The sequence below is a fragment of the Salipiger sp. ABN3_019 genome (genome assembly GCF_056158605.1).
Genome location: NZ_JBSWTP010000009.1, coordinates 2,044,518 through 2,063,476 on the forward strand (window position 1 = coordinate 2,044,518; position 18,959 = coordinate 2,063,476).

14 protein-coding genes are annotated in these 18,959 nt (G+C 64.9%); 7 read left to right on the forward strand and 7 right to left on the reverse strand.

What is annotated here, in order from left to right; all coding sequences use genetic code 11:
* Nucleotides 1–13: 13 nt before the first annotated feature.
* The 4 genes from ACXAD2_RS18065 to ACXAD2_RS18080 form a co-directional block, all read right to left on the reverse strand.
* Entirely contained in the window at nucleotides 14–2,389 is a 2,376-nt protein-coding gene (locus tag ACXAD2_RS18065) for a glycogen/starch/alpha-glucan phosphorylase (RefSeq protein ID WP_475172576.1), read from the reverse strand.
* A gap of 108 nt (nucleotides 2,390–2,497) precedes the next feature.
* The gene (locus ACXAD2_RS18070) at nucleotides 2,498–3,469 is read right to left on the reverse strand and encodes a glucokinase (RefSeq protein WP_475172579.1); all 972 of its coding nucleotides are present in this window, start codon (nucleotides 3,467–3,469) and stop codon (nucleotides 2,498–2,500) included.
* 48 nt (nucleotides 3,470–3,517) lie between these two features.
* Nucleotides 3,518–4,843 carry a GH1 family beta-glucosidase gene (locus ACXAD2_RS18075; protein ID WP_475172582.1) on the reverse strand — a complete coding sequence of 442 codons (1,326 nt, stop codon included), beginning with the start codon at nucleotides 4,841–4,843 and terminating at the stop codon, nucleotides 3,518–3,520.
* A gap of 32 nt (nucleotides 4,844–4,875) precedes the next feature.
* On the reverse strand, nucleotides 4,876–5,922 hold the full coding sequence (locus tag ACXAD2_RS18080; RefSeq protein WP_475172585.1) for a LacI family DNA-binding transcriptional regulator: 1,047 nt from the start codon (nucleotides 5,920–5,922) through the stop codon (nucleotides 4,876–4,878).
* 283 nt (nucleotides 5,923–6,205) lie between these two features.
* On the opposite strand from ACXAD2_RS18080, the gene ACXAD2_RS18085 reads away from it, so the two are divergent.
* The 6 genes from ACXAD2_RS18085 (at nucleotide 6,206) to uvrA (ending at nucleotide 15,747) form a co-directional block, all read left to right on the forward strand.
* A complete protein-coding gene (locus ACXAD2_RS18085; protein ID WP_475172588.1) occupies nucleotides 6,206–7,582 on the forward strand; it encodes an ABC transporter substrate-binding protein in 1,377 nt (458 codons plus the stop codon).
* Nucleotides 7,583–7,721: 139 nt separating this feature from the next.
* On the forward strand, nucleotides 7,722–8,720 hold the full coding sequence (locus ACXAD2_RS18090) for a carbohydrate ABC transporter permease (protein WP_164179689.1): 999 nt from the start codon (nucleotides 7,722–7,724) through the stop codon (nucleotides 8,718–8,720).
* A gap of 14 nt (nucleotides 8,721–8,734) precedes the next feature.
* On the forward strand, nucleotides 8,735–9,874 hold the full coding sequence (locus tag ACXAD2_RS18095; RefSeq protein ID WP_475172592.1) for a carbohydrate ABC transporter permease: 1,140 nt from the start codon (nucleotides 8,735–8,737) through the stop codon (nucleotides 9,872–9,874).
* A 17-nt stretch (nucleotides 9,875–9,891) separates the two neighbouring features.
* Nucleotides 9,892–11,538 carry an alpha-glucosidase gene (locus ACXAD2_RS18100; RefSeq protein ID WP_475172595.1) on the forward strand — a complete coding sequence of 549 codons (1,647 nt, stop codon included), beginning with the start codon at nucleotides 9,892–9,894 and terminating at the stop codon, nucleotides 11,536–11,538.
* Between the two features lie 42 nt (nucleotides 11,539–11,580).
* A complete protein-coding gene (locus tag ACXAD2_RS18105) occupies nucleotides 11,581–12,672 on the forward strand; it encodes an ABC transporter ATP-binding protein (RefSeq protein WP_066099794.1) in 1,092 nt (363 codons plus the stop codon).
* A 186-nt stretch (nucleotides 12,673–12,858) separates the two neighbouring features.
* Nucleotides 12,859–15,747 (forward strand): excinuclease ABC subunit UvrA, encoded by a 2,889-nt coding sequence (uvrA, locus tag ACXAD2_RS18110; RefSeq protein WP_475172598.1) that lies wholly within the window; start codon nucleotides 12,859–12,861, stop codon nucleotides 15,745–15,747.
* A gap of 136 nt (nucleotides 15,748–15,883) precedes the next feature.
* Here uvrA and ACXAD2_RS18115 read toward each other — a convergent pair whose 3' ends face one another.
* Nucleotides 15,884–16,288: an excinuclease ABC subunit A gene (locus tag ACXAD2_RS18115; protein ID WP_475172601.1), complete on the reverse strand. Its 405-nt coding sequence runs from the start codon at nucleotides 16,286–16,288 to the stop codon at nucleotides 15,884–15,886.
* A gap of 103 nt (nucleotides 16,289–16,391) precedes the next feature.
* Nucleotides 16,392–17,192 carry an enoyl-CoA hydratase gene (locus tag ACXAD2_RS18120; RefSeq protein ID WP_475172604.1) on the reverse strand — a complete coding sequence of 267 codons (801 nt, stop codon included), beginning with the start codon at nucleotides 17,190–17,192 and terminating at the stop codon, nucleotides 16,392–16,394.
* Nucleotides 17,193–17,246: 54 nt separating this feature from the next.
* On the opposite strand from ACXAD2_RS18120, the gene ACXAD2_RS18125 reads away from it, so the two are divergent.
* Entirely contained in the window at nucleotides 17,247–17,669 is a 423-nt protein-coding gene (locus tag ACXAD2_RS18125) for a PaaI family thioesterase (RefSeq protein WP_475172607.1), read from the forward strand.
* 14 nt (nucleotides 17,670–17,683) lie between these two features.
* Here the strand turns inward: ACXAD2_RS18125 and ACXAD2_RS18130 are convergent, their stop codons facing one another.
* Complete coding sequence (locus tag ACXAD2_RS18130; protein ID WP_475172609.1) at nucleotides 17,684–18,736, reverse strand: Ldh family oxidoreductase; 1,053 nt, start codon at nucleotides 18,734–18,736, stop codon at nucleotides 17,684–17,686.
* Nucleotides 18,737–18,959: the final 223 nt, after the last annotated feature.

Consider the following 18,959-nt stretch of genomic DNA (forward strand, 5'->3'; position numbering starts at 1 on the left):
AAGACACGTTGTCTCAAAGAAGACTTGTCGCGCCCCAGATGTCCCCCATGTAGCCGCGGATCGTCCGGTCGGACGAGAACCAGCCCGAGCGCGCGGTGTTGAGCGCCGCCATATGCGCCCAGGCCCTCGTGTCCTTGAAGGCCACATCCACCTCGCGCTGCGCCCGCCAGTAGTCGGTGAAATCCGAGCAGACGAGGAAGTAATCGGCGCCTTCAAGGTTGCTGGTGATGCCGTGGTAGCGTTCGGGCTCGCCGGGCGAGAACCGGCCCTCGCGGATAAGGTCCAGCGCGCGTTTCAGACGCGGATCGGCGTCGATTGCTTTGCGCGCGTGGCCCTCGATCTTGCGGCGCTCCATCACCTCCTCGGCGGTCATGCCAAAGAGGAAGAAATTCTCGGCCCCCACGTGTTCGCGGATCTCGACGTTGGCGCCATCCAGCGTGCCGACGGTGGGCGCGCCGTTGAGGGCGAACTTCATGTTGCCGGTGCCCGACGCCTCCTTGCCCGCGGTCGAGATCTGCTCCGACAGATCGGCGGCGGGGATCATCCGCTCTGCAAGGCTGACGTTGTAGTTCGGCAGGAAGGCGATCTTGAGGAAAGGCGCGGTGACGGGATCGCTGTTGATCACCGTGGCCGCGTCATTGATCAGCCGGATGATGTCCTTGGCGAAGAAATACCCCGGTGCCGCCTTGCCGCCAAAGAGCTTCAGGCGCGGCGTCCAATCGGCGTTGGGGTTGTCGCGGATCTCGGCCCAATGGGCGATGGTCTCGAGGATATTGAGATGCTGGCGCTTGTATTCGTGCAAGCGCTTGATCTGCACGTCGAACAGCATCTCGGGGTCCACATGCAGCCCGTAGGTCTGGCCCATCCAGTTCGACAGTTCAGCCTTGTTGTCGCGCTTGACCTGCGTGTAGCGGTCGAGCCAAGCGGCATCCTCGATCGAGGGCTCCAGCTTTTGCAGCTGCTCGAGATCGTCGACCCAGTCCTCACCGATGGTCTCGGTGATCAGGCCCGCCAGCCGCGGGTTGCACGACAGCAGCCAGCGCCGCGGGGTGACGCCATTGGTCTCGTTGACGATGCGCTCGGGGTGCAGGTTGTGCAGTTCCTCGAAGACGGTGGTCTTCATCAGCTCGGTGTGCAGCGCCGAGACGCCGTTCACGTGATGCGCCATGACAAAGCTGAGCGGCCCCATCTTCACCTGATGATCGGCGCGCATGGAGTTGAGGCGCGAGGGGTTCTGCTTGGCATGGGTGCTGTCGATCTGGTCGATCAGCTGGATATGGCGCGGCAGCAGGCGGCCAAAGAGCGCCTCGTCCCATGTCTCCAGCGCCTCGGGCAGCAGCGTGTGGTTGGTGTAGCTCAGGCAGCCCTTGGCGATCTCCATCAACTCCTCGAACGACAGGCCGCGCTCGTCATGCAGCACGCGCACCAGTTCCGGCCCGGCGATGGCCGGGTGGGTGTCGTTGAGCTGGATGGCGACTTTCGAGGGCAGCTTGCGCAGGTCGCCGAACTGGTTGTCGAAGCGGCGCAGGATGTCGCGCAGCGCGGCGGCGGTGAGGAAATACTCCTGCTTGAGGCGCAGTTCCTTGCCCTCGACGGTGGTGTCGTCGGGATAGAGCACGCGGCTGATGGTGCGCGCCAGCGCCTCGGGCTGGGCGGCCCCGGCAAAGTCGCCGTGGTTGAACCGGTCGAGATCGAACGGATGGATCGCGCGGCCCGACCACAGGCGCAGCGTGTTGGCCCAGCGGCCCTTCCAACCGACGATCGGCGTGTCATAGGCCTCGGCATCCACCACTTCGGACGGGTGCCAGCGCACGGTTTCGCCGCGCGTGTCCACATGACCGCCAAAGCCGATGCGATAGCGCACCTCGGGGCGTTCGAACTCCCACGCGTGGCGCTGTTCGAGCCAAAGTTCCGGCTGCTCGACCTGCCGCCCATCAACGAAGCTTTGGCGGAAGAGGCCATGCTCATAACGGATGCCATAGCCGTGCGCCGGACAGCCAAGCGTCGAGAGGCTTTCGAGGAAACAGGCCGCCAGCCGCCCAAGGCCGCCATTGCCGAGCGCCGCATCGGGCTCGTCGGCCAGCACGGCGGCATAGTCCTTGCCGAACTCATGCAGCACCGCCTTGGCCTCGTCCACCAGTTCGAGGTTGACGATGCCATCCTCGATCAGCCGCCCGATCAGGAACTCCATCGACAGGTAGTACACCCGCTTGGCACCTGCCTCATAGGTCTTATGCGTGGCGTCGATCCACGCGTCGGTGATCCGGTCCCGCACCGCATAGCTCAAAGCCATGCGCCAATCTTCGAGGATCGCGTGCTCGGGATCCTTGCCGAAAGAATAGCGCAGGTGTTGGAGGACGGACTCACGCAGGGAGGCAGTGGTGGTCATGGAAAGGCTCACTCGCTTTGGAAAAGACGAAGGGTTGCGCCGGTCGACCTAGGGCGTTCGCTCGATTGATGAACAGACTTTATTGTGAAAAGGCGACCTTCTTGCGCATCACGCCGAGAATTCCGGCAATTCGCTCAAGTGACAGGCACATCCCGTGAGCGCCGCATAATCGTCGGTCACAAGGCTGACCGGAAACTGATGCATGAACTCCTTGAAGCGGCCGCGATCCACAAAAGCCTCCTCGAAGGCGCCGGTGGTCAGATAGGGGCCGAAGTGCCGCGCGACACCGCCGATCAGATAGATGCCGCCGAAGGGCAGGGTGGTGAGCGCAAGGTTGCTGCAGACCCGGCCCATCATGCCCACAAAGGCGTCGATGGCGCGCAGGGCGCGCGCGTCGGTGCCGGCCTGTACGGCCTCCATGATCTGCTGCGCCTCCAGCGGCTCGCCCTCGCCATCCTCGTCGCAGAGCCACGCATAGACACGCTCGAAGCCGCGGCCCGACAGGATGTGCTCGACGCCGGGGCCTTCGTGTTTGCGCTCGATGAAGCGCAGCAGGCGCATCTCGGCCTCGGTCTGCACGGGGATCGCCGTGTGCCCGGCCTCGGACGGCGGCACCAGCGTGCGGTCGCCAAGCCGGTAGACGGGGGCGGCGTTCATCCCGGTGCCGATGCCGACAACCAGACGCGCGGCCTGCGGGCTGGCGGTCTGGCCGGTCAGGATCGGGGTCAGGCAGTCGTCCGCGATATGCCCCAGCGCATGGCCCTGCGCCTGCAGATCGTTGAGCACAGAGATCACGCTGGCACCGGTGGCCTCGGCGAGCGTGGGGCGGTCAATCTCCCAATCGATGTTGGTCAGCCGCCCAGCCCCGTCGCGCACCGGCCCGGCCACGGCGACGCAGGCCGCCTGAGGCCGCGCGCCGATCTCTGCGAGGTAATGCTTGAGCACGGCACCGATGCCGTCGTTCTCGGCGTTGCGGTAGCGTTTGACCGAGCCTTCGATCAGCGTGCCGCCTTCGCTGAGCGCGACGCGCGTGTTGGTGCCGCCGATGTCCGCCAGAACTGCTGTGCCGCTGCTGCTCATGATGCCCTCACTCCGTTTCGCCGCGCCCTTGGTCCGTGCCGTTACGGCTCATCCCGTCGTTAGCGCTCTCGCCAGCGCGTGGTAAGAGGCTTTGGGCGTGCGTTCAAGCGTCTCGAAGTCCACATGCACCAGCCCGAAGCGTTTTTCGTAGCCAAGGCTCCATTCGTAATTGTCGAGCAGGGACCAGACGAAATGCCCCTTCACCGGCGCGCCCGCGTCGATGGCGCGGCGGACCTCGGCGAGATGATCGTCGATATAGGCGATGCGGTCCTGATCGTCGACGCCGCCATCCACCAGCGGGTCGGGCGCGGCCATGCCGTTCTCGGTGACATAAAGAGGCAGATCACCGGTGTATTCCTGCGCCAGACGGATGAGGTGCTGCGACAGACCCTGCGGGTAAATCTCCCAGTCCATGAAGGTCTTGGGCAGCGGTCCCTCGACCTCGGTGAGCGACGGCCACGGGCCGGGGTCGGGCGCGATCACCTTGCGGGTGTAGTAATTCAGCCCGCACCAGTCGAGCGGCTGGGTGATGGTCGGGAAATCGTCTTGCCAGTTCTGCGGCAGATGCGGCTCGAGCCCATCGAGCACGATCTCGGGATAGGCGCCTTTGAAGACCCCGCCGACGAACCAGCGGTTGTAAATGCCATCATAGAGCGCCGCCGCATGGCGGGCGTCATCGGTGTCGTCCGCGGCGGTGGCCCACTCCATGTTGAAGACGCCGCCAAGGTTGCTCATGCCGAGGCCCCGCATCACCTCGATGGCGCGGCCATGGGCGAGCAGCACGTGGTGCATGGCGCGGGCGGTGGCGCGAATGTCGCGCAGCCCCGGTGCCTGCAGCCCCATGAAATGCGACAGCCACGCCACGCACCACGGCTCGTTGATCGGTGCGACGGAATACATGCGGTCGCCGATGCGCTTCATCAGCACTTCGGTGAAATCGCCGAACCAGCCAGCGATATCGCGGTTGCGCCAGCCGCCGAGGTCGGCGAGCGGCGAGGGCAGCTCCCAGTGATAGAGCGTGGCACAGGGTTTGATGCCGCGCTCGAGCATGGCGTCGGTGAGCCGGTCGTAAAAATCGAGGCCCTCGGGATTGGGGGTGCCGCGCCCCTCGGGCAACACCCGCGCCCAGCTGGTGGAAAAGCGGTAGGCATCAAGCCCCGCCGCCTGCACCAGATCGAGATCCTGCTCATAGCGGTGGTAATGATCGCAGGCCCGCCCGCCATGTTCGGCGCGGACCACATTGCCCGGCGTGGCGGCGTAATCATCCCAATGGGAGCGCCCGGCACCGCCGAAGGCATGACCCTCGATCTGATAGCTCGAGGTGGCGACACCGAAGAGGAAGTCTTCGGGGAAATCCTTGCGGGTAAACTGCATGGCCTGTCCTTGTGGGGTTGGGCGATTGGGGGTCAGCTGGGCGATGCGGGGGCCGATGAGGGAACTGGGCCGGTGGAGCCGCCGATGATCAGCTGCGCCTCTAGCAGGCGCGATTGCGCCGGAAGGCTCGGGTCTTCGATATGCGCCAGCAGCATCGCGGCGGCGATGCGCCCGGCCTCATAGACCGACGAGCGTGTGGCGGTGAAGATCGGCAGATCCGGCCCGTTGCGCAGGAAGCTCAGATCGTCGTCATGGGTGATCACCGAAACGTCGCGCCCCATTTCCAGCCCGGCGGCATGGATCGCCCGGCGAATACCGATGGCGGCGATCACCGAGGAGGTGAGCAGCGCGGTGGGCGGCTCGGGCAGGGCAAGCAGGCGCTGCGCCGCCTCGAAACCGTAGCTTTCGGTCATCTCGCCGCTCGCCAGAAGTGCCGGATCGGGCGCAACGCCGCGCGCCGTCAGCGCCTGCTCGAAGCCGAGCCTGCGGCGATAGGCGAAGTCCATGAACTCCAGCCCGTTGATCAGCCCGATCCTGCGGTGGCCGAGGTCGAGCAGGAAATTCGTCGCGCGCTGGAAAGCGTGGGTGTTGTTCATATCGACCCAGCTGTAGGCGGTCTCGAGCTCTGAGGCGCGGCCATGCACCACGAAGGGCAGCCCGAGCTTGCGCAGGAAGGGGATGCGCCCGTCGTGCATCGACGGGCCATGCACGATGATGCCGTCCACATTGCCCTTGGCCTTGAGCCGCCGGTAGTTCTCTTCCTCGTCGCGGTCGCCGGTGACAGAGAGGGTCATGTCATACCCGGCCTTGACGTATTCCTCGGACGCGCCAGCTATGAAGTCACCGAACACCGGGTTCATCATCTGGTGCTGCGTCGAGATCGGGATCACATGGCCGATGGCCATGGCCCGTCCCGTCGCCAGCCCTTTGGCTCTGGCGTTCGGGGCATAGTTCAGGGCCTGCGCCGCTTCCGCCACGCGTTTGCGGGTCTGCTCGCTGACCTCGGGATAGCCGTTGAGCGCGCGACTTACCGTGGTCTGCGACAGATTGAGGTGCGCGGCCAGTTGCTTGAGGTTCATCGCGAGGTCTTCCAAAGCGCTTCGGTAATCATCGACATTATCGCCAAAAGCAGGGTCACGGAAAGACCTTTTCAAAACTGCCTTTTTTAGCTGCAGTGCAGCATAAAATTAACACTGCGGCAGCGGATTGCGTGATTGACAAACGGGGGCAAACGCGGGACGCTTCGGCAATCTCAAACCGCTTTGGGGGATTTTTCCCTCAAATTGCGCTGATACATTGCGCTGATACTGGGAGTTTCACGCGGCACGGGAGGCCGCGACATGACGGGAGGACTCTGACGACATGACCATTGGCATGACGAAGCAATCGGGCACGCGCGCCATTCTTGGATCCGTTGCGGCGCTGGCGCTCTGCGCTGGCACGGCACAGGCGGATCTGGTGTTCACGCCGGGCGAGGGGGATTTCAACTGGGAAAGCCTCGACAGTTTCGGCGCCGAGCATGATCTCTCGGGGCAGACGCTCAGCATCTTCGGACCGTGGCGCGGCGACGATCAGGCGCTGGTCGAAACCGTGCTGGCCTATTTCGAGGAAGCCACGGGCGCGACGGTCAGCTATGCCTCGTCGGAGACCTATGAGCAGCAGATCGTCATCGACACCGAGGCGGGAAGCCCGCCCAATATCGCGATCCTGCCGCAGCCGGGGCTGATTGCCGATCTGGTCAAAAAGGGCTTTGTCGAGCCGCTTGGCGACGAGACCGCCGAATGGCTGCGCGAGAATTACGCCGCAGGCGACAGCTGGGTGAGCCTCGGGTCTTACGAAGGGCCGGACGGCGAGGAGGCGCTCTATGCGTTCCCCTATAAGATCGACGTAAAGTCTCTGGTCTTCTACGTACCCGAGAACTTCGAGGACGCGGGCTATGAAGTGCCCGAAACGCTCGAAGACCTGAAGGCGCTGACCGAGCAGATCGCCGAAGAGGGCGAGACGCCGTGGTGCATCGGGCTGGGATCCGGCGGGGCGACCGGCTGGCCCGCGACCGACTGGGTCGAGGATATGATGCTGCGGGTGCAGCCGCCCGAGGTCTACGACCAATGGGTCAGCAACGAGATTCCCTTCGACGATCCCAAGGTGATCGAAGCCATCGAAGAGTTCGGCTGGTTCGCCAAGAACAATGATTTCGTCGCGGGCGGCACCGGCGCGGTGGCCACCACCGACTTCCGCGAAAGCCCCAATGGCCTCTTCGCCTCGCCGCCGCAGTGCTACCTGCACCATCAGGCCAGCTTCATCCCGACCTTCTTCCCCGAAGGCACGCAGATGGGCGTGGATGCGGATTTCTTCTACATGCCCGCCTATGAGGGCAAGGACCTTGGTCAGCCGGTGCTGGGTGCTGGGACACTGGCCTTCATCACCAAGGACAGCGACGCCTCGCGCGCCTTCATCGAATTCCTGCAGACCCCGATTGCGCATGAGATCTGGATGGCGCAGTCCGGCTTCCTGACCCCCTATAAGGAAACCGATCCCGAGATCTACGGCACGCCGACGCTGAAGAAGATGGGCGAGATCCTTCTTGATGCCACCACCTTCCGCTTCGACGCCTCCGACCTGATGCCGGGCGCGGTGGGCGCGGGCAGCTTCTGGACCGGGATGGTCGATTACGTGGGCGGCAAATCCGCCGAGGACGTGGCCGGGGCGATCCAGAACAGCTGGGACGCCGCGAAGTAAGGCCGAAGACGCGCCGGGGCCCGCGCGCGACTTCCATCGAAGGAAGTTGCAACTCTCTTCGAAGAGATTTGCGGGTCCCGGAGGCAACTCAAGTGACTGACCCAAGTGACTGACCAAGGCTGAACGGGGGGAGGAGACCATGCATCCGGCACTTCAGGCCGTGCTGACCATCGTAATCGGGCTCGGCGGCTGCATCGCCTATTTCTGGCTGTCCAACCAGCTTCTCGACAAGGTGCTGTTCCCGGCGCGCGGGCCCAACATCGGGCGCAACATCCGCCGCGCCGAGATGATCCGGCCCTGGCTCTTCCTCTTCCCGGCGCTCTTCGCGCTTGGCCTCTATCTGGCCTATCCAGTGGTGGCGACCTTCTGGCTGTCGCTCACCGACCGCAATCAGGGCGGCGCTTTCGTCGGCCTCGCCAACTATGAGCAGATGATGCGCGAGCCGAAATTCTGGGAGGCAATCCGCAACAACATGCTCTGGCTGGTGGTGGTGCCCGCCGCCTCCACCGCGTTCGGGCTCTTGGCGGCGCAGCTCACCGACCGCATCCGCTGGGGCAATATCGCCAAGTCGCTGATCTTCATGCCGATGGCGATCTCTTTCGTGGGCGCCTCGGTGATCTGGAAACTGGTCTATGATTTCCGCCCCATCGGGCAGGAGCAGATCGGCATCCTCAACGCCGTCTGGGTCTGGCTCGGCGGCGCGCCGCAGACATGGCTGACCATCACCCCGTGGAACAATTTTCTGCTGATGGTGGTGCTGATCTGGATCCAGACCGGCTTTGCCATGGTGATCCTTGGCGCGGCGCTGCGCGGCATCCCCGAAGAGACGGTGGAGGCGGCGATCGTCGACGGCGCGAACCCGTTCCAGATCTTCTTCAAGATCAAGGTGCCGCAGATCCGCTCGACCATCGTGGTGGTCTGGACGACGATCACGCTGGTGGTGCTGAAGATCTTCGACATCGTGCTCGCCATGACCAACGGCCAGTGGCAGACACAGGTTCTGGCCAACTACATGTACGATAAGCTGTTCCGCGCCTTCGACTGGGGCGTCGGATCGGCCTCGGCCATGGTCATCATGCTGCTGGTCTCGCCGATCCTTGTCTGGAACGTGATCAACGCGCGCCGCGAGATGCGCTGAGGGAGGGCGAAGAGATGGAGAATATCGCGGGCCAGAAATCCCACCTCACATGGGCGGTGCATATCTCGGTGGCGCTGCTGGTGGCGCTGTGGCTTTTCCCCACCGTGGGGCTTTTGGTGTCATCCTTCCGCACCGCCGAGCAGATCAGCAATTCGGGCTGGTGGTCGGCCTTTTCGGCGCAGAAGGGCCAGCTTCCGGCGATCCGGATCGAGGGCGACGAGGTGCAGGAGGGCGATCTCTACGTCATCGACGGCAACCTCTTCGGCACGGCGGAAACAACGCTGTCGGCATGGGGCACCTCTTCGCGCGAACCCGAGGCCTATGAGCCCGACACGACGGTCGATCTGAAAGACGGCTGGCAGCTGACGGTGGAAAGCTCGGGCGCCTTCCGCCTCAGCAGCCCGCAGAGCTTTGAAGGCGAGCGGCTGCCGCGGGTCTTCAGCACCGCCACCACACCGCCGGAGTTCACGCTGGAGAACTACGAAAACGTGCTCTTTGGCACGACCGCCGGGGCGGGCGTGGGGCAGGCCTTCCTTAACACGCTGACGGTGGCGATCCCGGCGACGGTGATCCCCATTCTGGTCGCGGCCTTCGCCGCCTATGCGCTGGCGTGGATGGAATTCCCCGGTCGCGCGCTGCTGGTGGCGGCGGTGGTGGCGCTCTTGGTGGTGCCGCTGCAATTGGCGCTGATCCCGCTTCTGCAGCTGCACAACAGTATCGGCATCGGCAAAGGCTATCTTGGGGTCTGGCTGGCGCACACCGGCTTTGGCCTGCCGCTCGCCATCTACCTGCTGCGCAACTACATGGTCGGCCTGCCGAAAGACATCATCGAGAACGCCCGCGTCGACGGTGCGTCGGATTTCCAGATTTTCACCAAGATCGTGCTGCCGCTGTCGTTCCCGGCGCTGGCAAGCTTTGCCATCTTCCAGTTCCTCTGGACGTGGAACGATCTGCTCGTGGCGCTGGTTTTCCTCGGCACCGATGACGACCGGCTGGTGTTGACCGCGCGGCTGGTCAACCTCATGGGCTCGCGCGGCGGGCAGTGGGAAATCCTCGCCACCTCGGCCTTCGTGTCGATCGTGGTGCCCTTGCTCGTCTTCTTCGCGATGCAGAAATATCTGGTGCGCGGCCTGCTGGCCGGTTCCGTAAAGTGATCGAAAGTCCCTGAGCCATGAGCAAAAAGACAACCCTCCCCGTGCCCTCGACCGAAGACCGCGACTGGTGGCGCGGCGCGGTGATCTATCAGGTCTATCCGCGCAGCTTTCAGGACAGCAACGGCGACGGTGTTGGCGATCTGCTGGGGATCTCGCGCCGGCTGCCGCATATCGCCTCGATGGGGGTGGACGCGGTGTGGATCTCGCCGTTCTTCCGCTCGCCGATGAAGGACTTCGGCTATGACGTTAGCGATTACTGCGATGTCGACCCGATGTTCGGCAGCCTTGCGGATTTCGACACGCTGATCGAGACGGCGCATCAGCTTGGCCTGAAAGTGCTGATCGACCTCGTCATGTCGCACAGCTCGGACCAGCACCCGTGGTTCGAGGAAAGCCGCAGCTCGCGCGACAACCCGCGCGCCAATTGGTACGTCTGGGCCGATGCAAAGCCCGATGGCACGCCGCCCAACAACTGGCTGTCGATCTTCGGCGGCTCGGCATGGCAATGGGACACGGTGCGCTGCCAGTATTACCTGCACAACTTCCTGACCTCGCAGCCCGATCTCAACTTCCACGAGCCCGAGGTGCAGCAGACGCTGCTTGAAACCGCGCAGTTCTGGCTCGACCGGGGGGTCAATGGCTTCCGCCTCGATACGGTGAACTTCTACACCCACGACAAGGAGCTGCGCGACAACCCCGCGCTGCCCCCCGAGCGGCGCAACCCGATCACCGCGCCGGCGGTGAACCCCTACACGTGGCAGGAACATCTCTACGACAAGACCCAGCCCGAGAACCTCGAGTTTCTCGCCAAGCTGCGCAAGCTGATGGACCGCTACAACGCCGCCGCCGTGGGCGAGATCGGCGAGGATCTGCGCGGTCTGGAAGTGCTGGGCGAATACACCTCGGGCAATGAGCACCTGCAGATGTCCTATGCCTTCGAGCTGCTTTCCGACAAGCCGCCCTCGGCCGCCTACGTCAAGGATGTGATGGACAAGGTGCATGAGGTCGCCAGCGACGGCTGGGCCTGCTGGGCCTTCTCGAACCATGACGTGGTGCGCCATGTGACGCGCTGGGGCATCGGCGACGGCGGCGCGCGGGCCTATACCACGCTGATGATGTGCCTGCGCGGCTCGGCCTGCATCTATCAGGGCGAGGAACTGGCGCTGCCCGAGGCTGTGCTGGCCTTCGAGGATCTGCAGGATCCCTATGGCATCCGCTTCTGGCCCGCGTTCAAGGGCCGCGATGGCTGCCGCACGCCGATGGTCTGGGAGCCGCACGCCCATCACGGCGGCTTCACCGAGGGCCAGCCGTGGCTGCCGGTGAGCCACGAGCATCTGCGCATGACCGTCGAAGATCAGGAGAAGGATCCGGCGGCGATCCTGCATCACTACCGCCGCGCCATCGCGTTCCGCCACGCCCATTCGGCGCTGCGCAAGGGCGAGATCACCGATGTTAAGGCGCAGGGCAGCGTGCTCAGCTTCCACCGCATCAACGACGAAGAAGAGCTGTTCTGCGCCTTCAACATCGGCCGTGACCCGGCGGCGATCGACGCGCCCGCGGGCAAGTGGCAGCAGGTGGGGGTCGAACTGGGCTCCACCGGCACGGCGCCCGACGGCAAGTTCCATCTCGGGCCGTGGCAGCCCGCGCTGGCGCTGCGGATGTGATCAGCAGGGTGATGGGCAGGCAACGAGGATAAGGGGGAGACCATGGCGGATCTGAAACTGGCCAGCGTCGGCAAAACCTACGGCGGCACCGTCGAAGTGCTGAAGGACATCAACCTCGACATCACGGCGGGCGAGCTGATCGTCTTCGTCGGTCCGTCGGGCTGCGGCAAGTCCACGCTGCTGCGGATGATCGCCGGGCTCGAAAGGATCACCGCCGGCACGCTGGAGATCGACGGGCAACTGGTCAACGACGTGCCGCCCGCGCAGCGCGGCATCGCCATGGTCTTCCAGAGCTACGCGCTCTATCCCCACATGACCGTGCGCGACAACATGTCCTTCGCGCTGCAGATCGCCAAGAAGAGCAAGGAAGAGATTGCCGCCTCGGTCGAGCGCGCCGCCAAGATGCTGCAGTTGGAGCCCTATCTCGACCGTCTGCCCAAGGCGCTCTCGGGCGGGCAGCGCCAGCGTGTCGCCATCGGCCGGGCCATCGTGCGCGACCCCAAGGTCTATCTCTTCGACGAGCCGCTGTCGAACCTCGACGCGGCGCTGCGCGTCGCCACCCGCATCGAGATCGCCCAGCTGAAAGAGGCGATGCCGGACCGCACGATGATCTATGTCACCCATGATCAGGTCGAGGCGATGACGCTGGCCGACCGCATCGTGGTGCTGGCCAATAAGGGCGTGGCGCAGGTCGGCTCGCCGCTGGAGCTTTACGAGACCCCGAACAGCGAGTTCGTGGCGCAGTTCATCGGCTCTCCGGCGATGAACATGCTGGCGGGCGAGGTCACCGGCACCGGCCCACGCACCACCGTGGCGCTGCAGGCGGGCGGCACCGCGCTGTCGGACGTGCCCACCACCGACGCCGACATGGGGCTGAAGGTCAACGTCGGCATCCGGCCCGAGGATTTCACCATTGCCGAAGGCGCGGCGATCTTCCGGGGCAGGGTGGCGCTGACCGAGGCGCTCGGCGAGGTGACGCTGCTGCATTTCGAGCCCTCCGAGGGCGCCAAGGAAGCGGTGATCGCCAAGCTGCCGGGCATCCACAAGGGGCTGCGTGGCAGCGATGTGGCGCTCACGGCGGAGCCTGCGAAGGTGCATCTTTTCTCGGATGGCGTCTCGCTGCTCTATCGCTGAGCAGGGCAAACGCCTTGAAAGGCTTTTGCAACTCTCTTCGAAGAGAGTTGTTTTGCACGGGGCTGGGCTGATTTACACTGAAATGGCGCCGGAACGCCCCTCGTGTTCCGCAAAAGTTCTCTTTTGAGCATTGCGATCCGGCTGGTTTCCCCTATGTGTAGAGGCGTTCCTTTCCCGAGGGTCTTCATGCCAGAGCTCAAGCAGATCGAAGTTCGCGGCGCGCGCGAGCACAACCTCAAGAACATCGACGTGGACATCCCCCGCGACGAACTGGTGGTGATCACCGGGCTGTCGGGCTCGGGCAAGTCCTCGCTGGCCTTCGACACGATCTATGCCGAGGGCCAGAGGCGCTATGTCGAGAGCCTCTCGGCCTACGCGCGGCAGTTCCTCGACATGATGGAAAAGCCTGATGTCGATCATATCGCGGGCCTCTCGCCGGCGATCTCCATCGAACAGAAAACCACCTCGAAAAACCCGCGCTCGACGGTCGGCACGGTCACCGAGATCTACGACTACCTGCGCCTGCTGTTTGCCCGCGTCGGCACGCCCTACAGCCCCGCAACCGGCCTGCCCATCGAGGCGCAGCAGGTGCAGGACATGGTCGACCGTGTCATGGCGCTGGAGGAGGGCACCCGCGGCTACCTGCTGGCGCCGATCATCCGCGACCGCAAGGGCGAGTACCGCAAGGAATTCCTCGAGCTGCGCAAGCAGGGCTTCCAGCGGGTCAAGGTGGATGGTGAGTTCTACGAGCTTGACGAGCCGCCGACCCTCGACAAGAAATTCCGCCACGACATCGACGTGGTGGTCGACCGCATCGTCGTGCGTGAGGGGCTGGAAACGCGGCTTGCCGACAGTTTTCGCACCGCGCTTGACTTGGCCTCCGGCATTGCCGTGCTGGAAACCGCGCCGCGCGATGGCGAGGGCGAGGCCGAGCGGATCACCTTCTCCGAGAATTTCTCTTGCCCGGTCAGCGGCTTCACCATCTCCGAGATCGAGCCGCGGTTGTTTTCCTTCAACGCCCCCGTGGGCGCCTGTCCCGATTGCGACGGGCTTGGGGTGGAGCTGTTCTTCGACGAGAACCTCGTGGTGCCCGACATCACGCTGAAGGTCGCCGATGGCGCCATCGCGCCGTGGCGCAAGGGCAAGTCGCCTTATTTCCTGCAGACCATCGAGTTGATCGCCAAGCACTATGGCTTCGACAAGAACGCCCGCTGGAAGGATCTGCCCAAGAAGGTGCAGGAGGTGTTTCTGCGCGGCTCGGGCAAGGAAGAGATCCCCTTCCGCTACGACGAGGGCGGGCGCGTCTACCAAGTGACCCGCGCCTTCGAAGGCGTAATCCCCAATATGCAGCGCCGCTACCGCGAGACCGACAGCGCCTGGGTGCGCGAAGAGTTCGAGCGCTACCAGAACAATCGCCCTTGCGGCAGCTGCGGCGGCTACCGCCTGCGCCCCGAGGCGCTGGCGGTGAAGATCGGCGACGCCAAAGCCGGGCAGGACAATCTGCTGCACATCGGCCATGTGGTCGAGAAGTCGATCCGCGAGGCACATGAGTGGATCGAGACCGTGCCCGACGCGCTCTCGGGTCAGAAGAACGAGATCGCCCGCGCCATCCTCAAGGAGATCCGCGAGCGGCTTGGTTTCCTCAACAACGTCGGCCTCGACTATCTGACCATGTCCCGCGCCGCGGGCACGCTGTCGGGCGGCGAGAGCCAGCGCATCCGCCTGGCCTCGCAAATTGGGTCCGGGCTGACAGGCGTGCTCTACGTGCTCGACGAGCCCTCGATCGGGTTGCATCAGCGCGACAACGACCGGCTCATCGGCACGCTGAAGTCGCTGCGCGATCAAGGCAATACGGTGATCGTGGTCGAGCATGACGAGGATATGATCCGGCAGGCCGACTATGTCTTCGACATCGGCCCCGGCGCCGGGGTGCACGGCGGCAATGTGGTCAGCCACGGCACGCCGCCAATGATCGCCGATGATCCTGCCAGCCTCACTGGCCAGTATCTCGCCGGCACGCGCGAGATCGCCGTGCCGACCGAACGGCGCAAGGGCAACGGCAAGATGCTGAAAGTGGTCAAAGCCACCGGCAACAACCTCAAGGGAATCGACGCCGAGTTTCCGCTGGGCAAATTCGTCTGCGTCACCGGCGTGTCGGGCGGCGGCAAGTCCACGCTGACCATCGAGACGCTCTACAAGAACGCCGCCATGCGGCTCAACGGCGCGCGCGAAACCCCGTCGCCCTGCGAGACGATCAAGGGTTTTGAGTATCTCGACAAGGTCATCGACATCGACCAGCGCCCGATCGGACGCACGCCGCGCTCGAACCCGGCCACCTATACCGGCGCCTTCACCCCGATCCGCGACTGGTTCGCCGGGCTCCCCGAGGCCAAGGCGCGTGGCTACAAGCCGGGGCGGTTCAGCTTCAACGTCAAGGGCGGGCGCTGCGAGGCCTGTCAGGGCGACGGTGTCATCAAGATCGAGATGCACTTCCTGCCCGACGTCTACGTTGAATGCGAGACCTGCAAGGGCCAGCGCTACAACCGCGAGACGCTGGAGATCAAGTTCAAGGGCAAGAGCATCGCGGATGTCCTTGATATGACTGTGGAAGAGGCGCAGGAGTTCTTCCAGTCGGTGCCCTCGATCCGCGAGAAGATGGACGCGCTCATGCGCGTCGGCCTCAGCTATGTGAAGGTCGGCCAGCAAGCGACGACGCTCTCGGGCGGCGAGGCGCAGCGGGTGAAACTCTCGAAGGAACTGGCGAAACGCTCGACCGGGCGCACGCTCTATATCCTCGACGAGCCGACCACAGGCCTGCATTTCGAGGATGTGCGCAAGCTTTTGGAAGTGCTGCACGAATTGGTGGAGCAGGGCAATACGGTGGTGGTAATCGAGCACAATCTCGACGTCATCAAGACCGCCGACCACATCATCGACATCGGCCCCGAGGGTGGCGACGGCGGCGGCGAGATCGTCGCGACCGGCACGCCTGAAGATGTGGCCGAGGTTGGGCGCTCGCACACCGGCCAGTATCTCAAGCCGATGCTGCGCACCGGCAAGGTCGCCGCGGAATAGCAGCGCGGCGCGGCCGCGAGGTTGTGCCATGCGTATTTGAAAAGAGAAGAAGGACCGGCGCTTGTGCCAGCGCCGGTCCTTCTTTCGTCTAGATCAAAATATCCCGGGGGTCCGGGGGCAGCGCCCCCGGCTGTTCTTAGCGCGCCAACTGCGCGAGACCGCCGATGATGTCGAGCACGGCGCCGGTGTCGGGATCGACGCGGTAGATGTAGTCATCGACGTTGTAATAGGTGCGGCGCGGGTCGAGATCGTAGCGGCGCGGGTCGCGGATCACCACGTAGTCGCGGTCGATACGCTCACCCCGGTCGAAGCGGCGGTAGCGCACCCGGTCGTGGTCGCGATCGTCATAGCGGTCGTGGTCGTAGTGATCGCGGTCGCGGTCGTGACGCACCGGTGCCTGCTTCTTGTACTGACCCGGCGGCATGCAGGCCGCGTTCTTCTTGGCAAGGCCCGGCGGGCAGCCCTTGGGCGCGGCGGTGGCGGCCATCGGGGTGGCCAGAGCGGCAGCGGACAGGGCCGCGAAAGTGAGGGTACGCAACATCATGCTCTCCTGTACGTGGTGCGGAGTTATACGCAGCGAACGCAGTCCCCCGCCGCAGCGGTTCCGCAACACATGCAAATATCAGCGGATTTCCGCGCGCGGCTCAGGCGCTCCAATCGGGCTTTCGCTTATCCAGAAAGGCCGACATGCCTTCGCTGGTGTCGCGCTCGAGCATGTTCTCCACCATCACGTGTCCGGCGAGCGCATAGGCCTCGTCGAGCGGCAGCACGGCCTGCGCGTAGAAGGCCTGTTTGCCGATCTTCACCGCTGTAGGCAGTTTTTCGGCCACGGTTTCAGCCAGCTCCAGCGCCGCGCCAGCGAGGTCTTCGGCAGGCACCACGCGGTTGATGAGCCCCATGGCCCGCGCCTCGTCGGCGTGGATGAAGCGGCCGGTGGTCAGCATCTCGAAGGCATGTTTGCGCGGCAGGTTACGGGTCAGCGCCACCATCGGCGTCGAGCAGAAGAGACCGATGTTGACGCCATTGACCGCAAAGCGCGCGTCCTCTGCCGCCACCGCCATGTCGCAGCTCGCCACAAGCTGGCATCCGGCGGCGGCGGCGATGCCATGGACCTGCGCGATCACCGGCTGGGGCAGGCGGGTGAGGCCGGTCATCACCTTGGCGCAGCGGGCGAAGAGATCGGCGAAATAGCCCGCGCCCTTGTCCTCGGCCTGCCGCCCGGCCTGCATCTCGCGCAGGTCGTGTCCGGCGCAGAACACCTTGCCCGCGCCCGAGATCACCACGGCGCGGATCGCCCTGTCTTGCCCCAGCGCGTCGATCTGTTCCTGCAGCGCGGCCAGCATGGCATCCGACAGCGGGTTCAGCCGCTCGGGCGCGTTCAGCCGCAGATGCGCCACCGGCCCGGTGTCGTGACGTTCGAGAATTGCCATCTTGTCCTCCTCCATCCTCGCGGGCAGCCTAGCCAGCGGAGATGAGGGGCGAAAGAGGCGGGAGGTCGCATGACGCTGCAGTTCACCATACCGGAGATGAAGGGCTATCTGTCGGAGGTTTTTCCGCAGGTCGAGGGGATGTTCGGCATCGACCGGATGGACGAGGATCTGCTGGTGATGCGGCTGATCACCGGTGATCAGCATCTGCGCCCCGGCGGCACGGTCTCTGGCCCGTCGATGTTCGCGCTGGCGGATGTGGCGGCCTATGTGGCGACGCTGGCGCGCATCGGGCGGCAGGCGCTGACCGTCACCACCCATTGCTCGATCGACTTCATGCGCAAGCCTGCCTCCGGCTGCGACCTGCTGGCCGAGGCGCGGCTGCTGAAGCTCGGGCGCAGCCTGAGCGTGACCGATGTGCTGCTCTACAGCGAAGGCACGCGCAAGGCGGTCGCCCATGCCTCGCTGACCTATGCCATTCCGCCGCGCCGCTAGCGCGCAGCGCAGCCTCAGAGCGGATCGGGGAAGGCGAGCCCACCCTCGGCGGCGCAGGCGCGGATGCGGGTGAGCACTTCGCCGGGCAGGGTGACGCCCTCGGTGCGGGCACGTGCGGCGGCGCTGGCGGCGCGGTCGCCGGGGATGCGCACCGGGCGCGCAGGGTCGATCGGGCGGCTGTTGCGGCAGGCCTCATTGAGATGCTCGACCTGCGCCACGAAAGCCTCGCGCCCGCCGAAGGCCTCGGGGTCGATCACCTGCAGAAACACATTCGCGCCCCAGCGCGTCGGCGCCTCGACCCGGCCATGGCCCGCGAGCGCCTGCGTCAGCATCTCGACCATCAGCCCCATGGCAAACCCCTTGTGGCCATGATCGGCCCCGCCGACCGGCAGGATCGAGCCCTTGGGGCTCTGGTTGATCACCGTGGGATCGGTGGTGGCATGGCCGGTGCCATCCAGCATCCACGGATGTGCGAACTCGGTGCCGGAATTGATGTGCTCACGCACCTTCGACAGCGTGGTGATCGAGGCGCATGTGTCGATCAGCACCGGGTGATCGCGGCCCGGATAGCCCACCGCCCATGGGTTCGGGGTGAGCAGCGGCTCGCAGCCGCCGTAAGGCGCCACCCATTCGCCCGAGGGATCGGAGGTGGCGATGTAGCACACATAGCCCTTCTCGGCGGCGATCCGGGTCAGGGCCGACAGACAGCCGATGTGATGGCTGCGGCGGATCGCCATGGCGGCCATGCCATAGTCGGCAGCGCGCGCCATGCAGGTGTCGAGCGCGTGGCGCATCACCCAGTGGCCCGGCAGATAATTGCCATCCCAAAGCAGCGTGACCTTATTGTCGGCCAGCACCTCATGGCTGCCCTCCTTGGTCATCAGACCCTTGGCAAGCTCGGGCAGGTAGTAGGACACCATCGAGATGCCATGGGTGGTGACCCCGATCTCATCGGTCTGGATCAAAAGCTCGGCCACGGTGGCGGCCTTGTCGGCGGGCAGACCGCCCTGTTCCAGCAGGCTGCGGGCGAGAGTGTAAAGGGCGGTGCGGTCAAATGTCTGGCTCATGGCTCTGTTGTCGGGCGCCTTTGCCCTTTGGTCAACGGCGGGTTCCCGCAACCGCCCTGCGGGGGTCCGCGGCGGGGATTTTCTGCGCTGCCGCATGGGTTACGCCAAGGCCCCGCGCGCAGGAGGGGTTGCGAAGCGCCGCCATCGGCGCAATCCTCTGACCCTGAAGGCTCTGCTGCCCGCGCGCGGTGCGGCGCATAAGCCATTGGTCTAATATGCGCCC